We start from the raw sequence: 17,773 nt of genomic DNA, 5'->3' as shown, positions 1-17,773 counted from the left end.
TCAGTTTTCAATTATATAGCCGATTCCCCGCACGGTTTTAATGTATTCACCGGAAACAACATCAGCAATTTTTGAACGAAGATATCCGATATATACATCAACAATATTTTCGTCAATAAAATGCTCTTTTCCCCAGATTGCATCAAGAATTTCATCACGAGAAATAACCTTTCCGGCATTTTCCATAAAAAGCTTAAGAAGGAAGTATTCTGTTTTTGAAAAATAAATTACCTTTCCATCAGCTTTTACAGTCATGCTCTGGGTATTCATTTCCAGATTGCGGCATTTTAAGACAGTCTTTGTTTTATCTGTAGTTTTTACACGGCGTAAAACAGCATTAATGCGGGCAAGCAGTTCTTCAATTTCAAAAGGCTTTGCAATGTAATCATCAGCACCGGCATTAAGGCCATTAACCTTATCTATTGATTCCCCGCGGGCAGTTTCGAGAATTACAGGCACATCAGATTCTTCTCTTATTCGTCTTAAAACTTCAATTCCGTTCATTTCAGGAAGCATTACATCAAGAAGAACCAGATCGGGATTTTCGCTTTTAAACAAATCAAGACCCTGTCTTCCGCTCTGGGCAAGAACAGTTTCAAAGCCTTCATGCTTGAGTTCCGGAATAAGAAAGTCAGAAATTCCTTTATCATCTTCTACAACAAGAATTTTCATTTTACAATTAACTCCTCAAGATATTTTCCGTCAAAAGTCTGAATATCAGTAATTCTGACAGATGCGTTTTTTAACTCCTCTTCCGAAATAGAACCGCCGTTTATCAAAAGCGTTACAGAATCTGCCTTTCTGTTGAATTTGATTTTAACATCAGATTCAGGATTTTTCCCGTTAATAAATATTGAATTTACATTTAATTTTCCGGCATCCACAGACTGATTAAAATGAATTACAAAGAGGAGGCCGTTTTTCTGAGTTAAAATCTCTGTGCCGGAAACTTCAAGCGCTTCGGGCACGGAATATTTTCTCATACCAGAATAATTAATTACCTGATAAGCCGAACAGGAAGATCCAGATGAAGATCCCGAACTGCCGCCAGAACTTGAGCCAGGTCCTCTACCCCCGGGAGGAGGTGGCGGCGGATTTCCGTGAGAAGGCGGTGGTGAGCTTCCCGAAGGAGGCGCAGAAGGTGGTGAAGAAGGGGCTCCTCTTCCACCAGGTGCAGAAGGTCCGGAAGAGGAAGGTCCCTGCCCGCTGCCTTGTCCTCCACCAGGGCCTCCAGGTCCACCCCCCGGCTGAGAAAATATATATGTAGAAAAAAGTGATAATAAACCAAATATCAGGATTATCTTTTTCACAAACTCATTATAAGACTCAAATCAGAAAATAAACAACATATAACAGGCTTTTCTAAATGATTTCTTATTTTTTCTTACGAACAATATAAGCAACTTTCAAGACCAGAATACTTTTATAACGTACCATTATAATTATGAAAAGACTTAATTATTTTTTATTTATCATTTCCTCTTTATTTATTATGTCTTGCAACATGGATGTTGATTCTCTGTCAGCTGGCAGCACTTCTTCCAGCTCTTCATCGTCTTCTTCAAGCTCAACATCAACAACAACTACAGTAAACACAACAAATGCAAGTTCAACCACGGCGTCGGGTGCAACAAGCCTGACTTCTGAAGTAAAAGCTTACAACGTAAGCCTTTCGGGTACAAACTCTACTAACGGACTTCCTTCTTTTATTTACAACTGGAGTAACAGCTACAGCCCGAACACAGCAACAAGACCCCTGATTACAGAAAAAAGCCCTTCTGATCTGACCTTCGCAAACACTCTCTACCTTAATCTTTCTGATTTAACAGTTTCTTCTGATGGCAGCGACTATTCTGAAATCACAAGCGATGGAACTGTAACAGGAAATATTACTACCAGCATTTCAGAAACAGGACTTATCACACTGACAGATTCAAGTTCAACGGGCAATGACCTGAAAGTGATTTTGAGCGGTTCTGCCAGCGGAAAATCACTTTTTATCAGCGCAAACAAAAATAACAGCGTTGCTATCTACCTGAACAGTGTCAGTCTTACCAGCGGCTCTTATCCATGTATCCAGATGGATAAGAAAAACCCTGTTTACCTTGTAGCAGAAGGCAGCAACACCTTTACAGACGGACGAAGCTACGGCACTGACTACTCTTCTACCTCAAGCAAAAAAGGCACCATCTACACAAAAGGCGGACTCATTATGAGCGGAAGCGGTTCCATCACCCTGAATGAAGGCTATAAGCACGGTTTCTTCTCTAATGATTACATTCAGGTTAACAGCGGAACTTACACTGTAAACTCAACAGGCCGTAACGCCTTCCAGGCCGCAAATGCCTTTGTAATGAACGATGGTACTATCACAATAAGCGGTACAGGTACCCACACAAACAACCAGAGCCGCGGTATTATTGTTGAAGGCTGGGATTACGACACTGATGATGAAGAAGCAAATGAACACCTTGGCGAAGGCTACATCGTAATCAACGGCGGTACTATCACTTCCACAACAGTCAGCAAGGGAATCAGCGCAAAATGGGATATTGATGATGATGCCGTCACCAGCGACACCTCTGATGACCCATATCCTTTTGTTCTGGTTACCGGCGGTAAAATCAGCATTACCACAACAGGCACTCCGCAGAATGAAAGTTCAAGCTACTACACCTTTACAGACGCAGACGGCGATACTGTAAGCGAAAAAACCAAACTTTCCCCAGAAGGCATTGAAGGCAAGCAGGCCCTCTTTATTACAGGCGGAATTGTTGAACTTACAACAACTGATGACTGTCTGAATGTCAGCCGCGATACTTCAGGCTACAAAGGAAAGATCGAGATTTACGGAGGAAACATCTTTGCCTATTCTTCAGGCAACGATGCAATTGATTCTAACGGTACCCTTACTCTTGCAGGCGGTATTATCGTAGCCCTTACCTCAACCACCCCTGAATGTGCCTTTGACTGTGATTCAAATACCTTTGCAATAACAGGTGGCCTTCTGGTGGGAATCGGAACCAACAATTATTCTGCGCCTACAAGCTCAGCCTGCAGCCAGAGTACAATAGTTTTAAGCGGCAATTATTTTGGAAGCGGAAACACTACCTTTGCACTTGAAGATTCTTCCGGAAATGCTGTATTTGCCTATACCATTCCATCAGTCTTCGGAACAAGCACAAGTTCTAACTATATTATGATTTTATCAAGCCCTGAGATTCAGACAGGAACAAGCTACAAGGCTGTAAGCGGGGTAAGTGCAAGTGGTGGAACTACCTTCCATAATCTTTACGTAGAATTGCCGGAAGTCAGCAGCGGCTCAACAAGTGTCAGCGGCATTTCAACTTCCAGCTCAAGTTATGTATATACAAAATCCAGCAGCTCTAATAACGGCGCTATGGAAGGTCCTCACCCAAACAGAGGGTTTTAAGTAAAAGTTTAATTACAGTGCTTCCACGGCATCGGTGCTTCAATCTGCCAGCGCAGGGTATAAGGCATTTGACTCGCTTCGCTCGCTCCCTGCGAAGCAGATTGCATCCCCGCTGCCGTTCACGCACTGAATATGATTTTTACCTACACCCTATGCATTGCGCTGAAGACCTTCTCAGCCATAACGTTGATTTCAACTCCCATTTCTTCGGCTTTTTTTGTCAAAGAATCGCGGAGCTGGTCAACGGCTACATCTGCCTTAGACAAATCTACCATCATCATCATTACAAAGTTTCCCGAAAGAATTGTCTGTGTAATGTCGGCAATATTTACCGAATGCTGTGCCAGGAATTCTGAAACCTTAGCAATAATTCCAACTTTATCAGATCCAACTACTGTAATGATAGCATTCATAATTTACCTCTTAAAAATTATATTGAGGGGAAAGCCTTCCCCTACGGCCGCACTTTGTTGCGTCCTACCCCTTCAGCGGGGACACCCCGCAACACCCCGTTAGAAGTTGTTTCCAAGCGTAGCTGCCAGAACAGCCTTAATAGTATGCATACGGTTTTCAGCCTCATCAAAAACTACAGACTGCTTTGATTCAAAAACCTCGTCTGTAACTTCCATTGCTGTAAGACCAAACTTCTGCCCTATTTCCTTTCCGATTTTTGTTTCAAGGTTGTGAAAAGAAGGCAAATCATGCATAAAAATTGCTTCAGGCTTTGCAAGCTTCATTACATCTGCATTTACCTGATAAGCTTTAAGGTCAGCAATGCGTTCTGCCCAGACTTCATCAGGCTCACCCATGCTTACCCAGACATCAGTATAAATAATATCAGCATCTTTTGCAGCAGCTTTTACGTCTTCTGTCAAAGTAATTGTACCGCCGCTTTCCTTCTGCCATTCCTTACACTCTTCAATAAGAGCTGCATTTGGAGCATATTTTTTTGGACTGCATAGAACAAGATTAAGCCCCAGCTTAGAGCAGACAATACTCAAAGAGTTTCCGATGTTATAGCGGGCATCACCAAAATAAACAAGTTTAAGACCTTTCAGCTTTCCTAAATGTTCACGGATTGTAAGCATATCAGCAAGCATCTGAGTCGGATGATATTCGTTTGTAAGACCGTTCCAGATAGGTACGTCAGTATATTTTGCAAGAGCTTCTACCAGTTCCTGACCATAACCGCGGTATTCAATTCCATCAAACATGCGGCCAAGTACACGGGCTGTATCAGCAATACTTTCCTTTTTACCAATCTGACTGCCCTCTGCAAGGTAGGTTGTGCAGATTCCAAGATCATGAGCTGCAACTTCAAAGGCACAACGGGTACGTGTAGATGTCTTTTCAAAAATGAGGGCAATATTTTTACCCCGGTGAATATCAACAGGTATTCCAAGCTTCTTCTTTTCTTTCAGACTTGCTGCCAAATCCAAAAGCCCGAGAATTTCTTCCGGAGTAAAATCCTTAAGTGTTAAAAAGTCGCGTCCTTTCAAATCAAAACTCATAACAACCTCGCTAAAAGTGATTGTGAAAGTTTAATTATAGTGCAAAACTTTAGTATTATTCAAGAACTGTCTTTATTCTGCCTTTCTTCTGCGCAGTAACTGGACGCAGATTAAAACAAAAATAATGGCCATTCCCACAAGGTCTGTAACTGAATGTGATTCAATACAACACAAACCGGCAACCATAAAACACATACGTTCAATTACCGACATCGATTTCTTTACTGATTTTGATACCTTAAAGTTATTAAGGAAGCCAGTTTTTGTAAAAGCATAACCTTCCAAAGCAACACTCAGGCCGAACATTCCCACAATTGCGGTAATTGCAATTCGCAAAATAGAAAGTTTATCTGCCCCTATCATAAGCATTGCAGGATTGTAAATGAACATATAAGGAACAATAAAAGCTCCGATTGCAAGCTTTGTAGCATTCACGGCGGTTCGCATAGGCTTTGCCCTTGCTATGGCAGCTCCCGCAATTGCGGCAAGAGCTACAGGAGGCGTTACGTCTGCAATAATTCCAAAGTAAAAGGCGAACATGTGGGCAGGCAAAAGCTGTTCAGGAGTTGGAGCGCTGCCACCATAAAGACAGTGAACAATTGCAGTTGCAGTGATTGTTGAAGTAATCAGGTAGTTTGCAGTTGTAGGAGCACCCATTCCAAGAATGATAGAAGAAATCATTGTAAGAAGAAGAGTAATGAAAAGCTTTCCGTGGGCAAGTGCAACAAGTCCTGCTCCAAGCTTGAGTCCCAACCCTGTAAGAGTTACAACACCAATGATGATTCCGGCCATTCCACAGGCAATTGCAACACTGATTATTCCTCTGGCAGCGGCACAAAGTACGTCAATAAGGTCGTGAAGATTAAAACGTGGTCTTTTTCCATTAGCCAGATCTACAAAAGAAGCCGCAATAGAAATAATGATAATCGAAACGATTCCCATAAGAGCCGAATAAGTTGCAGTTTTTCCAGAACAAAGGAAGAAAATAATTACCAGCAGAGGCAAAATCATATATCCACGGCTAAGGAACAAAGGAAGAAAACGTGGTATTTCATTTTTTGGAAGACCTTTTAAGCCGCGCTTATGAGCTTCAAGATGAACCATAATAAAGATTCCTGCAAAATAAAGCAGAGCCGGAATTACAGCAGCCTTTACAACAGTGATGTAAGGAACACCAACACTTTCTGCCATAAGGAAGGCAGCCGCACCCATAATAGGAGGCATAAGCTGACCGCCGGTTGAGGCAGCGGCTTCAACAGCACCCGCAAACTCCCCGCGGTAACCAAGCTTTTTCATCATAGGAATTGTAAAGGAACCTGAACCTACAGTATTTGAAACCGAAGAACCTGAAACCGTTCCCAAAAGTGCTGAAGAAAGGACTGCTACTTTTGCAGGACCACCGCTTGCACTACCCGCAATTGCGTTACAGGCATCAATAAAGAACTGCCCGATTCCTGTTTTTTCAAGGAAGGCACCAAAAAGAATAAAAAGGAAGATAAAGGTTGAACATGCCCCGATTGGAGTTCCCATAATTCCTTCTGTTGTGTAATAAAGGTGGCTTACAACGCGTGAAAGTCTGTAGCCGCGGTGATTCAAAAAGCCTGGCAGATAACGTCCGATAAAGGCATAAAGGATAAAACAGCCGGCAATAATCATAATTGGAAGACCAACTATACGGCGGCAGCTTTCAAAAAGGATTATGATTCCGATAATTCCTATTACGATATCCAAAGCGGTATAGGCACCGGCACGTCTTACAATCTGTTCAAAGTTGATGATATAGTAGCACCAGCAGCCCGCTCCCATAAAGGCAAGAAGCACGTCGTAAAGAGGAAGGGTGTTTTTAGCCATTTTTTTAGTCGCTGGAAAAAGCAGAAATGCAAGGAACTGCACAAAAGCAAGGTGAGAAGCACGCACAATCTGAGTCGGTATAGTTCCTTTTAAGGTTGCAAAAAGCTGAAAGGTACAGAAGGCTATCGAAACAAGTACGGTTATGTACTGACGCCAGCACTTATGCTCCCGGTAGGACCTTTCCCTGTCCAGATCCTTCATCAGTTTTTTCATTTCGTCTTCGTTCGTTGTCGGAAGCAAAGTTTCAATATCCATCTATAGGACTCCTTTTTGTAATAATTTTTAAAATTGAAAGCCTTTTTACCCGGAATTCAAGGCTTGTCTGAGGCTTAAAAAAATCCTTCAAAAAAAATTCAGTATCGCCAACCGTAAGAGAATGTTCTGCAATTACGCCGACAGCCATAACAAGCTTGGGCAGCCTTCTGTTCAGCTTTTCTATAATGTAGCCGTCTTCGCTAACTAAAAATTCTGCACCTTCACTTTCGTAAGGCTCAGGGATTCCCGCTCCATAAGAAACAAAACGGGTCTTATAAAGCTCCAGTTCCCCGGAATTCAAAATACGGTAATAATCATGAACCCGGCCTTTGTTTACCGAATGTGTGTAATTTACAGAAAAGCCCTCTTTTACAGCTTTTATGGAATAAATTCTTTCTGAATGATTCTTTCTGTTTGAAATTGACAATGTCCGCACCAGCGGCAGATTCAAAGCCAGAAGGATAGCGGACACTGTAAAAACCAAAAGTTTTTTCATAAAGGGGTGATATTTACCCTTAGTTCAAAACGCCGATTTCTTTATAGTATTTTGCAGCACCTGGATGGAATGGAACAGAAATTCCTGTTACGGCAGATTCTGCAGTAACTTCCTTTCCTTTTGCGTGAGCAGCTCCAAGTTCATCAAGATTTTCAAAGAGAGCCTTTGTCATTGCATAAACTGTGTTTTCATCAAGATTTGCGTTTACAGCAAGAGTAGCTTTAATTGCAAGAGCTTCAGTATCGCGGTCAGTTCCCTTGTAAGTTCCAGCAGGAATTACAGTCTTTGTATAGAAGCCGTATTTAGCGCAGATTGCATCAGCTTTATCACCATTTACAGGAATAAGAATAAGACCTGCAGTAAATGCAAGTTCCTGCAAAGCAGAGTTAGGAACGCCGGCAGTTATAAAACATGCGTCCAAAGTTCCGTTCTGGATACCTTCTGCAGATTCCTTGAATGAAAGATTGTTCTTTTTTATGTCAGAGAAAGAGATTCCGTAACCTTCAAGGATCTGTTTTGCATTGAATTCAACACCAGAACCTGCATCACCTACAGAAACACGTTTTCCGCGCAAATCATCAATAGATTTAATTCCGCTTGAAGCAGATGCAGCAATCTGAACAACTTCCGGATACAAAGTACCGATTGAAGCAAGATTCGGGAGCTTCTGACCTTCGAACATATCAGTTCCGTTATATGCATAGTCCATTACATCGTTCTGAACAGTAGCAAATTCTGCATCACCTTTTGAAATAAGACGAAGGTTTTCAGCAGATGCACCAGTAGCCTGCGCAGTTACATTCATGTTATCAATTTTTGTGTTCCAGATGTTGGCAATAGCACCGCCAAAAGGATAATAAGTACCGGAAGTACCGCCAGTAGCAAGAATGTAATTCTTCTTTTCATTACAGCCTGTAAGGGCAATCAAACCTGCCAGAACGGCAGCAGCAACAGAAAGTTTTTTCATTTAGAACCTCTTTTTTTTTAATCTTGTATATTAAGCGTCAATTTCAGACGCTAAGTTATGAATAATAAAATCCCTTCTTTCCGGGGTGTTCTTACCCATGTAGAACTTCAGAACTTCCGGCACATTTTTAAGCTGCTGGATTGTAACCGGAGTAAGGTGCATGCCCTTGTCTTCACTTTCGCCTTCTTTGCGAGGGAAGATGAACTGGCCGAACTCGCTCGGGTTGATTTCTCCAAGTCCCTTAAATCGGGTTACCTCAGCGCTGGCACCCAGCTTTTTGATTTCCTTATCGCGGCTTTCTTCGCTGTAGCAGTAAACGGTTTTTGTCTTGTTTCGCACGCGGAAAAGCGGAGTTTCAAGAATATAAACATGCCCCGTAAGAACCAGCTCTTCAAAGTACAAAAGAAGATAGGTCATTACAAGGTTTCTGATATGGTAACCGTCGTTATCGGCATCGGTTGCAATAATGATTTTCTGATAGCGAAGTCCTTCAATATCCTTCTGGATTCCAAGGCTGAAAGTAAGGTTTTTAAGCTCTTCTACATCAAAAATTGCAGATTTTTTCATGCCGTACATGTTGGCAGGCTTACCCCGCAAAGAAAAGATTGCCTGGTAAGTTACGTCGCGGGCATGTGTCATTGTACCGGTCGCAGAATCACCCTCGGTAATAAAAATCATACTTTCTGCACCCTTAGGGCCGTCCTGCAAGTGATAGCGGCAGTCCTTAAGCTTTGGAATTTTAAGCATAAGGGATTTAGAAGCCTCGCGAATCTGCTTGTCTGTAACGCTGTTGATTTCGTTACGGGCCTTCTGGTTTTTGATGATTTTTTCTTCGATGCGACCGGCAATGTCAGGATTATGGCGCAGCCAGTCATCAACCGCAATCTGAACTTCCTTAATGATTGGAGCGCGGATTTCTACGTTACCAAGCTTGTTTTTTGTCTGGCTTGTAAACATAGGATTATCAAGGCCGATTTTTAGGGCAACATAGAGACCGCTTGTAACGTCGCGGATATCATAGTCTTTCTTAAAGTATTCGTTGATTCCTTTTGTAAAACCGTCAAGGAAGGCTGTTACGTGGGTACCGCCGTCTTCCGTACTCTGGCCGTTTACGAATGAATAAATGAATTTATCAAGGCTGGCACCATGAGTCAGAACAAACTGAAGGTTTTCTCCCTTGTAGTCAAAAAGATTGTAAAGAGCCTTGTCTGCTCCACCCATTTCGTGGCTGAGCAAATCCATAATTCCGTTCTGGCTGATATATTCCTGACCGTTACACTTAATCAAAAGTCCAGGGTTCAGGTAAGCATAGTTCCAGAGGCGTTTTTCAACATATTCCATGTTGAAGTTATATTTTCCGAATAATTCCTTATCCGGCTCGAATTCAAGATAAGTTCCGTTTGGCACACCAGGCTTTGCGTTACCGGTTTTGCCGGAAAGTTTATTTCCCTTGGCAAATTCAACCACAGCCATCTTTCCATCACGGACAGAAGCGGCACGAAAATAAGAAGAAAGGGCGTTAGTCGCCTTGATTCCGACACCGTTCATACCGATAGCCTGTTTGAAAACAGAGTTATTATATTTTGCACCAGTATTTACGTTACTTACACAGTCTTCAAGCTTTCCAAGAGGAATTCCGCGTCCATAGTCACGGATTTTTACACGACCGTCCTTGATTTCAACATCAATGCGGTTACCAAAGCCCTGACTGAACTCGTCAACAGAGTTATCAATTCCTTCTTTTAAGAGGATATAAATACCGTCATTTTCGTTAGAACCGTCGCCCAGAGAACCGATATACATACCAGGGCGCAGACGGATATGTTCAAGGCCTTCAAGATGCTGGATGGAAGATTCGTCGTAAACGGCAGCCGCTTTTGGCGCAGTAGTTTTAGCAGGAGATGTTCTTACAGCTTTTGCAGCCGCAGTTTTTTCAATAACAGCTTCAGTTTTTGGAGCTTCAACCTTTACAGCCGCAGTCTTTACAGATTTTTTTACACTAGATTTTGCTGTGGTAACTGCAGCAGCCCCCGCCGCAGTTTTTGAAACAGTCTTTACAGGTGCTGATTTAGCAGCAGTCGCTTTTGTTGCGGCAGCCTTTGAAGCCGCAGTCGTTTTTGCTGTTGTCGATTTTACAGAAGAAGTCTTCGCAGCAGGTTTTGCCGCAGTAGTCTTTTTTGAATCCATTTTTCCCACCCGGATTTTTATTTAATTCATTTTATTATAAGACATTTTTTGAATTTCTGCCACCATAATACCGGCCGGAACGAAAATTGATTCAGCCAGTGTTTCCATCACAATAATTGCAAAATCCCTGAACATGACAGAAGACGAAGTGAAGAAAATCGTTCAGGATACTGTTACTCAGCTTTCATAGATTTTTCGATTCGGGTAACGAAGTCTTCGCCCCAGTAGTCGCATAGCATGGCTCGGGCAGCGAACTTCGACAAGACCCATATTTTCGCGGTGTTCAATAAAACGAACGTTAATATCAGGAAGGCCTCTTGTTTTTCTGATTTTGCGGCACTCGTTATATGTCAATTTTGTGATTTTTCTTCCGTTGGGGCCGTTTTCGTCTTTTCCCCTGCTTGCGTCGGAAAGCACAATTACCTCAAAAGAATCAAAATCCTGCAAGAAAACCGAACGCAGGCACTAGGCAAGCAAGGGCTCGGTGCCATAAAGCGGAAGACAGACACTGATGGAAGGCGTTTGCTTAATTTTGATTCCTAAAGAAAATAAATCTAGCGACACAACAAGATATCCTACTTGTATACAATATTATTTGTAGTACCCGTGATATGGGAGGAAAGCGAGTAAAAACTTCTGCATTACAGAATTATTCTTAGTCTCCGCAAGGAATACCAAGTTGAGCGTAATAAGTTTCATTCGTATCAACAATATTTTCATCGTTCTTATAATACTTAGAAGTCGTAAAAAATGTTGAAAGTGCTGTCTGATAACTTGTAGATGTACTGGCGGCTAATACTGTTTTCAAATCAGAATCGTCACCGCTAAATGTAACATTTGCCGTTTCTGATTCAATAATTGAAAAACTCTCCAAATCAACAGTAACAACCCGATTTACATTTCTGTACTTTGTTACACCATCAGCATCGGTATAAAAGGCAAACCCGTCATATAATGTATAATTCGAACCATAAGTCCATGATGTATTAAAAGGAACATATAATGGCTTTTTTATCTAAAGCCTGTTCCATTCGGTTTACAAAATCTTCACCCCAGTAATCGCAGAGCATGGCATGAGCTTGATTTTGTAGTTCTGGAATAACGTATTTTCTCATCTGCTGGATATTATTTACAAGATAAGATCGGCTTTGAAGGCGCAATGCTTCCATCTGTTCAAGAGAAAAAGTTCCCTCAGGATATTCTTTTATCGCCTCAAAGATGATTGCAAATACATTTGCTGTGGTGCAGATTTTTTCCCAGCGAGCAAGGTCTGAAATAATCATATTGCTTGAAATGCCGGTGTCGGCAGTGTAGCGGTACAACGTATTTTTTATTCCGACATATTTTTTTGCTTCGTACGCAATAAAAAAATACTGAAGCATATCTTCACTCATAACGCAGTGAGTAAACGGAATATGAGAAAGAGCTGCAAGATACACTTCCCTGCGAATAAGTTTTGCCCATAATAGACCGATGTGACTTTGATTTATCAAAAAACTGTCGAATACAGCAGAACCTGTAAGCTCGCCTTCAAAAACATTGTTGTATTTTGTGTTGATTTCTTTTATGCGCTCTACTGACGATGAATCCGTATCTTCACAGTAAATGTCCGTGTGTGCCTGCACTATATCTGCATTTGTTTTGAATGCAACATCCCAGAAAAAAGTAAGCGCACAGGGCAAAAGTATGTCGTCGCTGTCTAAAATGCAGATATACTCGCTCCGTGCATTTTCAATTGCGGTTCGGCGTGCTTCCAAAAGCCCAAGATTTGAACGATGCTCAGTGTAGTTAAAGGGAACAGCATTCTGTCCCTTTTCTTTACGTTTACGCTTACAGTCTTTTTCGGCCTGCTTAACGATTTTACGACAGACCAAGCCCTTTTCATCTGTACCAGTACTTCCGTCATTTACGATGACAATCTCGAAATCGGGGAAATCCTGAGAAATCACCGAATCAAGACAGCGTTTCAGCTGCCTCTCTGAGTTGAACACCGGAATACAGACGGAAATTTTGGGCTCTTGTTTCATGAACGGACTAGTCACTCATACCAATGCTTCCACATCCACCGAATTTCGTGCTGAATGTTACATTTACATCGGTTGCAGAAATAGATTCTGATGCGAGATTTACAGTAACAACACGGTTCTTTGAGTGAATGTTATAATTACCATCTGTCTTGTCAATGTATGCGCCTTCATCGGCGATTACAAGTTCGTCCGGCTTTATTGCAATAAACTTCTTTGCTCCATAAAACCAGTTACCGGCTTCTTCAAGCGGCGGCTGAATTGTAAGATTATCTCCAACGGCTTTATAAACATTTCCTTCCCCAGAAATATATGTATGTATGTAATAGGATGATGATTCACTATCCGTATACCAGCCCAGCACCTTTGTTGAACCATCAGACCAGACTGTCGGAATAAACTCTGTAGCACTTAAATCAAACTGCAGGATTCCGCCGTTACTTGCACAGAAGTATTTTTCTCTTGTATATGAAGGCTCACCTTCTGTTCCGCTGTTTATGTAAAGGTCATAAACGCCACTATAACTTGAATGCGAGTACAAAAGCACATACAGCTTGCTTGAAGAGACTAAAAAATCACCGACGTTAATTGAGGTAAGCGAAGAAAAACCAAACTTTTCTGCCGCGACTTCGTAACTTTCTGCCGTACCTAAAGTAATGCTTGTATCAGTAATTGTAAGCGGACACTTGTAAATGGTTGTTCCAGAAGACGAAGTTACCGCATACACAGCAAGCGGAGTATTATTATATGAATTCACATAAAGCTTGTTCCAGCTGTCGTCGATAGAAACAGTTACAACATTGCCACTAGAAAGTATGTATCTTGAAAGATTGTATTTGTAACCAGAACTATAATAGTACCAGATGAAATAAAGACTGCCGTCATAATATGCCAAAACATCCCCCAAATATGGAGAAGTAATAGTATCTGTTTTTACAAGGGATTCTAAATCAATTACGTTGTCATAATCTTTTACATATCCTGAATATGACTGCTTATAACCTGTAACTGTCGAGCCGCTTAAAATCCACAGATAGCCGTCTCCAAAACAAAAAACCGGGTTAGATTCCGCTGAAATAGGGCGTGTAATTGTTGTGCTTTCGTTTACTTCACCAAATACCTGAAGCCCCGCCATAGTTGTAGTTCCGCCTGTTGTAACACTATCTGCAGTAAGACAACTTCTAGCATCAGAGCTAAACTCATCTGTTGTGCTGCTCCACAAAACATAAGGTGTACTTGTTACGGCAGTATCTTCTACCAGGGCTAAAGCACCGGCAGGAGTAGATTCGTAAGACTCGATAATTGAATCGGTAAGTATAAAGCGGTAAGAATTAGAAACTTCGTCGTACTGAAAATATGGGCTCTCTCCATACCATGAATCTGTGATAAAGCCTGAAAAAACAGTAATCACTTCTTTGCACGAATACAATTCATTATTGCTAGAATCCTTAAAAATAAGTGTTACTTCGTGGCTTCCGGCCGGAACTTCGTCAAATGCAAACGTTGCAACCCCGTCAGCAAAAGTAAGACTGCCATTTGCAAGTCCGTCAATTTCTTCTGCCCATTCATAAAAAACACTGGTAACTGTTTCAGTCTCATTATTTATCTGAAGATTGATTTTTCCTGCTACTCCATCAACAGGCCTTGGAGATACAAAGAAATCTGCATCAGAAATTGGAGAAAGTTTTTCATCAACCGTAACCGATGAGCTTCCATACAATATCCAGCCAGTATCAGGAGTGCTCATTCCGCCTACAAGCATCCATTCGCCCGATGACGGAATCGCTGCCAGATAAGCCCAGCCGGATTCGGTTTTTGTTATATTTGCATTAAAGGATTTTGTTTTGCCATCAACTGAACCATTGAGCGTAACATACAGACTGCCAAAAGAAATGTCAATTGTTGAGGTGTCAAACGAACTTGTCGCAGAACGTGCACTTGAGCAGTTTTCAGAAAAAACATTTAGTACCTGAGAAGATATTGCTCCGCTTGAAGAGCCAACACTGATTTTTCCGCTTATGATACATTCTTTTTTTGTATCTTCATCACTTCTAGAATTACTGATTATATTAGAACAACCCGAAAGAAAGCCAAGAACTGCAATCAAGGCAACAACTGTTTCGATTTTATCTTTGAATCTATAAAATGTGTTTTTCATAATCTTTCCCCCTCCCTTCTAATCAACAAGTTTGTAAAGATACTTTCTGTAGTCCCATGCACTGCCACCTTCAGGGGTATTAGTTTGGTTCAAAATAGAAAGAATCTGCGCTTCCACCGTTCCATTTGTACCATCTTCGGTAAGTTCGGTCCAACCTGCATCAGTGATAGTCTGTGCATCAGGCTTTGAAGAAAGCCAGTTTTTCCAGTTTGTTTCCGCTGATTCAGCAGACAACAAAATATAATACCATGTTCCGCCAGATAAGATGTTAGTCAAATCAAGCGTTAAAGCATTGTTACTGTTACCATCGTTTACATAAAGGGCCAAATCTGAAAGACCAATAACAGAAGCAGGAAGGGTGATTGTTCCACTAAGACCGGCATTACAGAAAGCAGCATAGCTAATTCCTGCAACATTCGTAAGATCAAAAGAAGTAAGCTTCGGTAGAGAACTGAAAGCATTAGTACCAATTACAGCACCATCCCCAAGTGTACCTGTATATCCTTCCAATGCATTACAGTTATAGAAAGCTTTTTCTCCAAAGTAAGTAACTCCCGTTAATTCTACGGTCGGCAATTTTGAACAACCATAGAATGTATAATTTCCAATTGTACCTCCGGCTTTGAAAGCAACTGTCGTAAGATTTGAGTAAGCTCCAAACTGACCGTCACCAATTATCGCACTCTTGTTAAATGTAATGCTGCCTAATGAACTGTAACAATTATAGAAACAAGAAGAGTTGTAAGGAGTAGATACAGAATAAGCACCAGAAATATCAGGAAGATAAACCGTTCCATCACAAACTAGTGTTGCTACACTGTTAATATTGTCAATGATATTAGATTTTACGCTCGCATAATTAGTTTCTGTAATATCAAAACTAAGAGTTAGACTTGAACATGAAAGGGCGCTATTTTCCAGGACAAGAGAATCTGTACTAATCTCAAGAGCAGATATTTGACATGAATAAAATGCTCGGGAAGAAATTTCAGCAAGAGGTGTTGTGATTTTCGGAATAGAAGAAAGACTTGAACAGTAATAAAATGCTTCTTCTCCGATTTTTGTTATATCTCCAAATTTTTTGATTTCTGTAAGCTTATTATTTTTACAGCAGGCATAAGCTGCGATTTCTGAAACACCCGAAAGCTCAGAATCAGAGAAATCAAGACTTGTGACAGCTTCGCCCTGATTTTCGCCGTCAGGAATTTCACTTCGAGATACTGCAAGCAGAGTCTTTTTTTCTGTGCCATCAATTGTTGCCGTCTGCAAAAGCATCAAATTATCATGAATTGAAGAGTAAACAACTCTCTGGCCAGTAGAAGTCTCTCCTGTAACAGTAAATTCATAAAGACTGCTGCAGTCTTTAAATGTACCCGGTTCAATGAAAATAACCGTTGCCGGAATAGTGATTTTCTGAAGGCTGGATAAATAGAACGAACTGGCGCCAATAGTATTCACTGATGACGGAAGAACTAGTGATGCAATTGGAGAATTACTGAACAAATAATCATCACTGCCTAAAGCAGAAAACTGAAATGCCTGAGTACTAGACGGAACAGTAATTTCTGCCATATCAACATCAAGATAGTTGGCTGCATTAGAAAATGCAGAAGCTATTGAAGACAAAGTAGTTGACGCAACAGTACTGCTATCAACATTAGAATAATCTAAAAGTTCTCCGGAAAGTTTAACTTCAGCAGGAGCAATCAGATTTGACATATCTTTTGAAATTGTGCCTATAGATTCTTTATCAGAAACATCATACTCGTAATATTCTGCCTCTGGTATGTACAAATCAACTGTCTGGCTTGAAGTAACTCCGTTATACACTGCAGTAACATAAAGCTGATAGGTTCCACCTATTTCAAGACGTTTTTTGATTGAAAGAGTAGCAGGAACCTCTTCTGTGGCTTGTGTAACTTGAATATGAGTTGTTCCGTAATCATCAACATTATAACCACCATAAAACAACTGAGCATTCCATGTCACATCAGAACTTTCTGTTAAAACCGTATCTCCTACCTTTGTTGTAGCTCCGAAAGTAATATCACATACATTCAAATATTTTTTTTCAGGAGTATTCACAATAATATTCAAAATGTTGTCATCAATCTGAATATTTCCGCTTGTATGAGAAGTAAATGAGTTAAGATTATTCGGATCAATTTCAACCTCGCCTTCTGTCTTGTAGCCGTTGATTTTTACAACGTCCATGAAGGTATTGAGAACGGTTTCGTTATCTATATCATAAACACGAAGTTTAAGATAATAAGAGCCGTTCGGAACTTCAGAAAGTGAATAAACAGACTGTAAATCAACAAACTCATCAAGTTCAGTGTAGTCAAAACCAGTTACTGCAGTTTTTCCATCACTTGCAATCGTAAAAAGACCTGCTTCTATCTTTCCGATTTTATTTTCATTTGGATTAGCAAGCGTAACCGTAACCGAAAGACTTCCTTTATCAACATAACTTGTTGTAAATGCAAGGCTCGTTGTGTTTTCATCTACCGTGCACTCCCGTAATGAGCCGGTCTGAACAAGACAGAATACATCGCCTTCTGTTATATAAAGATTTATAGTAAAGTCATAAGTGCCATAATCAATTGTGACAGAAGCATCAGATAGAGCTGACAAGCCGTTCCATGAATCAAGTTTTTTGTCATCCTGAAAAAGCTCCACTTTTGTAATATCCTCAGCAGTAACAGCTGTCGGCATAATTGTTCTTGCCTGAGGCAGATTTACAGAAAGACTTACGACTTTCTTTCCTGCAAGGCTTTGTGTATTTTGTTTATTTTGCGAAATTTCAGAATCAAAAAGATTGTTGCAGGATGTAAAAATCAAAAAAAGTCCTGCAAAAATGCTGCAAAATACATACTTATTTTTCATAACAG

General features: G+C 40.8%; 15 protein-coding genes. 2 read left to right on the top strand and 13 right to left on the bottom strand.

Annotation, left to right across the window (positions count from 1 at the left end; all coding sequences use genetic code 11):
* Positions 1 to 672: a response regulator transcription factor gene (locus MSI_RS01085; protein ID WP_009102778.1), complete on the bottom strand. Its 672-nt coding sequence runs from the start codon at positions 670 to 672 to the stop codon at positions 1 to 3.
* Complete coding sequence (locus tag MSI_RS14470) at positions 669 to 983, bottom strand: hypothetical protein (RefSeq protein ID WP_009102777.1); 315 nt, start codon at positions 981 to 983, stop codon at positions 669 to 671. The genes MSI_RS01085 and MSI_RS14470 overlap by 4 nt, the downstream gene beginning before the upstream one ends.
* 44 nt (positions 984 to 1,027) lie before the next feature.
* Here MSI_RS14470 and MSI_RS14465 point away from each other — a divergent pair, with 44 nt between their 5' ends.
* Positions 1,028 to 1,267, top strand: a complete 240-nt coding sequence (locus MSI_RS14465; protein ID WP_155815451.1) for a hypothetical protein — start codon at positions 1,028 to 1,030, stop codon at positions 1,265 to 1,267.
* Positions 1,268 to 1,444: 177 nt separating this feature from the next.
* Positions 1,445 to 3,433 (top strand): carbohydrate-binding domain-containing protein, encoded by a 1,989-nt coding sequence (locus tag MSI_RS01075; protein WP_081481331.1) that lies wholly within the window; start codon positions 1,445 to 1,447, stop codon positions 3,431 to 3,433.
* 143 nt (positions 3,434 to 3,576) lie between these two features.
* Here the strand turns inward: MSI_RS01075 and MSI_RS01070 are convergent, their stop codons facing one another.
* The 11 genes from MSI_RS01070 to MSI_RS01020 all read right to left on the bottom strand — a co-directional run bounded on the left by MSI_RS01070 (position 3,577) and on the right by MSI_RS01020 (position 17,768).
* The gene (locus tag MSI_RS01070) at positions 3,577 to 3,846 is read right to left on the bottom strand and encodes an ACT domain-containing protein (protein WP_009102774.1); all 270 of its coding nucleotides are present in this window, start codon (positions 3,844 to 3,846) and stop codon (positions 3,577 to 3,579) included.
* 99 nt (positions 3,847 to 3,945) lie between these two features.
* A complete protein-coding gene (gene argF / locus MSI_RS01065) occupies positions 3,946 to 4,944 on the bottom strand; it encodes an ornithine carbamoyltransferase (protein WP_009102773.1) in 999 nt (332 codons plus the stop codon).
* 72 nt (positions 4,945 to 5,016) lie between these two features.
* The gene (locus MSI_RS01060; protein WP_009102771.1) at positions 5,017 to 7,050 is read right to left on the bottom strand and encodes a TRAP transporter permease; all 2,034 of its coding nucleotides are present in this window, start codon (positions 7,048 to 7,050) and stop codon (positions 5,017 to 5,019) included.
* Entirely contained in the window at positions 7,040 to 7,546 is a 507-nt protein-coding gene (locus tag MSI_RS01055) for a DUF1850 domain-containing protein (RefSeq protein WP_009102768.1), read from the bottom strand. Before MSI_RS01055 ends, MSI_RS01060 begins: the two co-directional genes overlap by 11 nt.
* Positions 7,547 to 7,565: 19 nt before the next feature.
* Entirely contained in the window at positions 7,566 to 8,513 is a 948-nt protein-coding gene (locus MSI_RS01050; RefSeq protein ID WP_009102766.1) for a TAXI family TRAP transporter solute-binding subunit, read from the bottom strand.
* A gap of 30 nt (positions 8,514 to 8,543) precedes the next feature.
* The gene (locus MSI_RS01045) at positions 8,544 to 10,700 is read right to left on the bottom strand and encodes a toprim domain-containing protein (protein WP_009102764.1); all 2,157 of its coding nucleotides are present in this window, start codon (positions 10,698 to 10,700) and stop codon (positions 8,544 to 8,546) included.
* A gap of 177 nt (positions 10,701 to 10,877) precedes the next feature.
* Positions 10,878 to 11,117, bottom strand: a complete 240-nt coding sequence (locus tag MSI_RS01040; protein ID WP_009102760.1) for a hypothetical protein — start codon at positions 11,115 to 11,117, stop codon at positions 10,878 to 10,880.
* A gap of 238 nt (positions 11,118 to 11,355) precedes the next feature.
* Positions 11,356 to 11,508 carry a hypothetical protein gene (locus MSI_RS01035; RefSeq protein WP_155815450.1) on the bottom strand — a complete coding sequence of 51 codons (153 nt, stop codon included), beginning with the start codon at positions 11,506 to 11,508 and terminating at the stop codon, positions 11,356 to 11,358.
* Positions 11,509 to 11,686: 178 nt separating this feature from the next.
* Positions 11,687 to 12,727: a glycosyltransferase family 2 protein gene (locus MSI_RS01030; protein ID WP_009102754.1), complete on the bottom strand. Its 1,041-nt coding sequence runs from the start codon at positions 12,725 to 12,727 to the stop codon at positions 11,687 to 11,689.
* Positions 12,728 to 12,734: 7 nt separating this feature from the next.
* Positions 12,735 to 14,882 (bottom strand): hypothetical protein, encoded by a 2,148-nt coding sequence (locus MSI_RS01025; RefSeq protein WP_009102752.1) that lies wholly within the window; start codon positions 14,880 to 14,882, stop codon positions 12,735 to 12,737.
* Positions 14,883 to 14,900: 18 nt separating this feature from the next.
* On the bottom strand, positions 14,901 to 17,768 hold the full coding sequence (locus MSI_RS01020) for a leucine-rich repeat domain-containing protein (protein WP_009102749.1): 2,868 nt from the start codon (positions 17,766 to 17,768) through the stop codon (positions 14,901 to 14,903).
* Between the last annotated feature and the right edge of the window lie 5 nt (positions 17,769 to 17,773).

This window comes from Treponema sp. JC4, from assembly GCF_000260795.1.
Classification (GTDB): domain Bacteria; phylum Spirochaetota; class Spirochaetia; order Treponematales; family Treponemataceae; genus Treponema_D.
The sequence above is the reverse complement of the archived record's forward strand: the minus strand, read 5'-3'. Positions and strand labels throughout refer to the sequence as shown.

Excerpts from the sequence above, each read along its gene's own strand:
- MSI_RS01060 (WP_009102771.1), bottom strand. The coding sequence starts at position 7,050 with ATGGATATTGAAACTTTGCTTCCGACAACGAACGAAGACGAAATGAAA.
- MSI_RS01075 (WP_081481331.1), top strand. The coding sequence starts at position 1,445 with ATGAAAAGACTTAATTATTTTTTATTTATCATTTCCTCTTTATTTATT.
- MSI_RS14465 (WP_155815451.1), top strand. The coding sequence starts at position 1,028 with ATGAAGATCCCGAACTGCCGCCAGAACTTGAGCCAGGTCCTCTACCCC.
- MSI_RS01055 (WP_009102768.1), bottom strand. The coding sequence starts at position 7,546 with ATGAAAAAACTTTTGGTTTTTACAGTGTCCGCTATCCTTCTGGCTTTG.
- MSI_RS01025 (WP_009102752.1), bottom strand. The coding sequence starts at position 14,882 with ATGAAAAACACATTTTATAGATTCAAAGATAAAATCGAAACAGTTGTT.
- MSI_RS01030 (WP_009102754.1), bottom strand. The coding sequence starts at position 12,727 with ATGAAACAAGAGCCCAAAATTTCCGTCTGTATTCCGGTGTTCAACTCA.
- MSI_RS01020 (WP_009102749.1), bottom strand. The coding sequence starts at position 17,768 with ATGAAAAATAAGTATGTATTTTGCAGCATTTTTGCAGGACTTTTTTTG.
- MSI_RS01050 (WP_009102766.1), bottom strand. The coding sequence starts at position 8,513 with ATGAAAAAACTTTCTGTTGCTGCTGCCGTTCTGGCAGGTTTGATTGCC.
- argF (WP_009102773.1), bottom strand. The coding sequence starts at position 4,944 with ATGAGTTTTGATTTGAAAGGACGCGACTTTTTAACACTTAAGGATTTT.
- MSI_RS01085 (WP_009102778.1), bottom strand. The coding sequence starts at position 672 with ATGAAAATTCTTGTTGTAGAAGATGATAAAGGAATTTCTGACTTTCTT.
- MSI_RS14470 (WP_009102777.1), bottom strand. The coding sequence starts at position 983 with ATGAGAAAATATTCCGTGCCCGAAGCGCTTGAAGTTTCCGGCACAGAG.
- MSI_RS01045 (WP_009102764.1), bottom strand. The coding sequence starts at position 10,700 with ATGGATTCAAAAAAGACTACTGCGGCAAAACCTGCTGCGAAGACTTCT.
- MSI_RS01070 (WP_009102774.1), bottom strand. The coding sequence starts at position 3,846 with ATGAATGCTATCATTACAGTAGTTGGATCTGATAAAGTTGGAATTATT.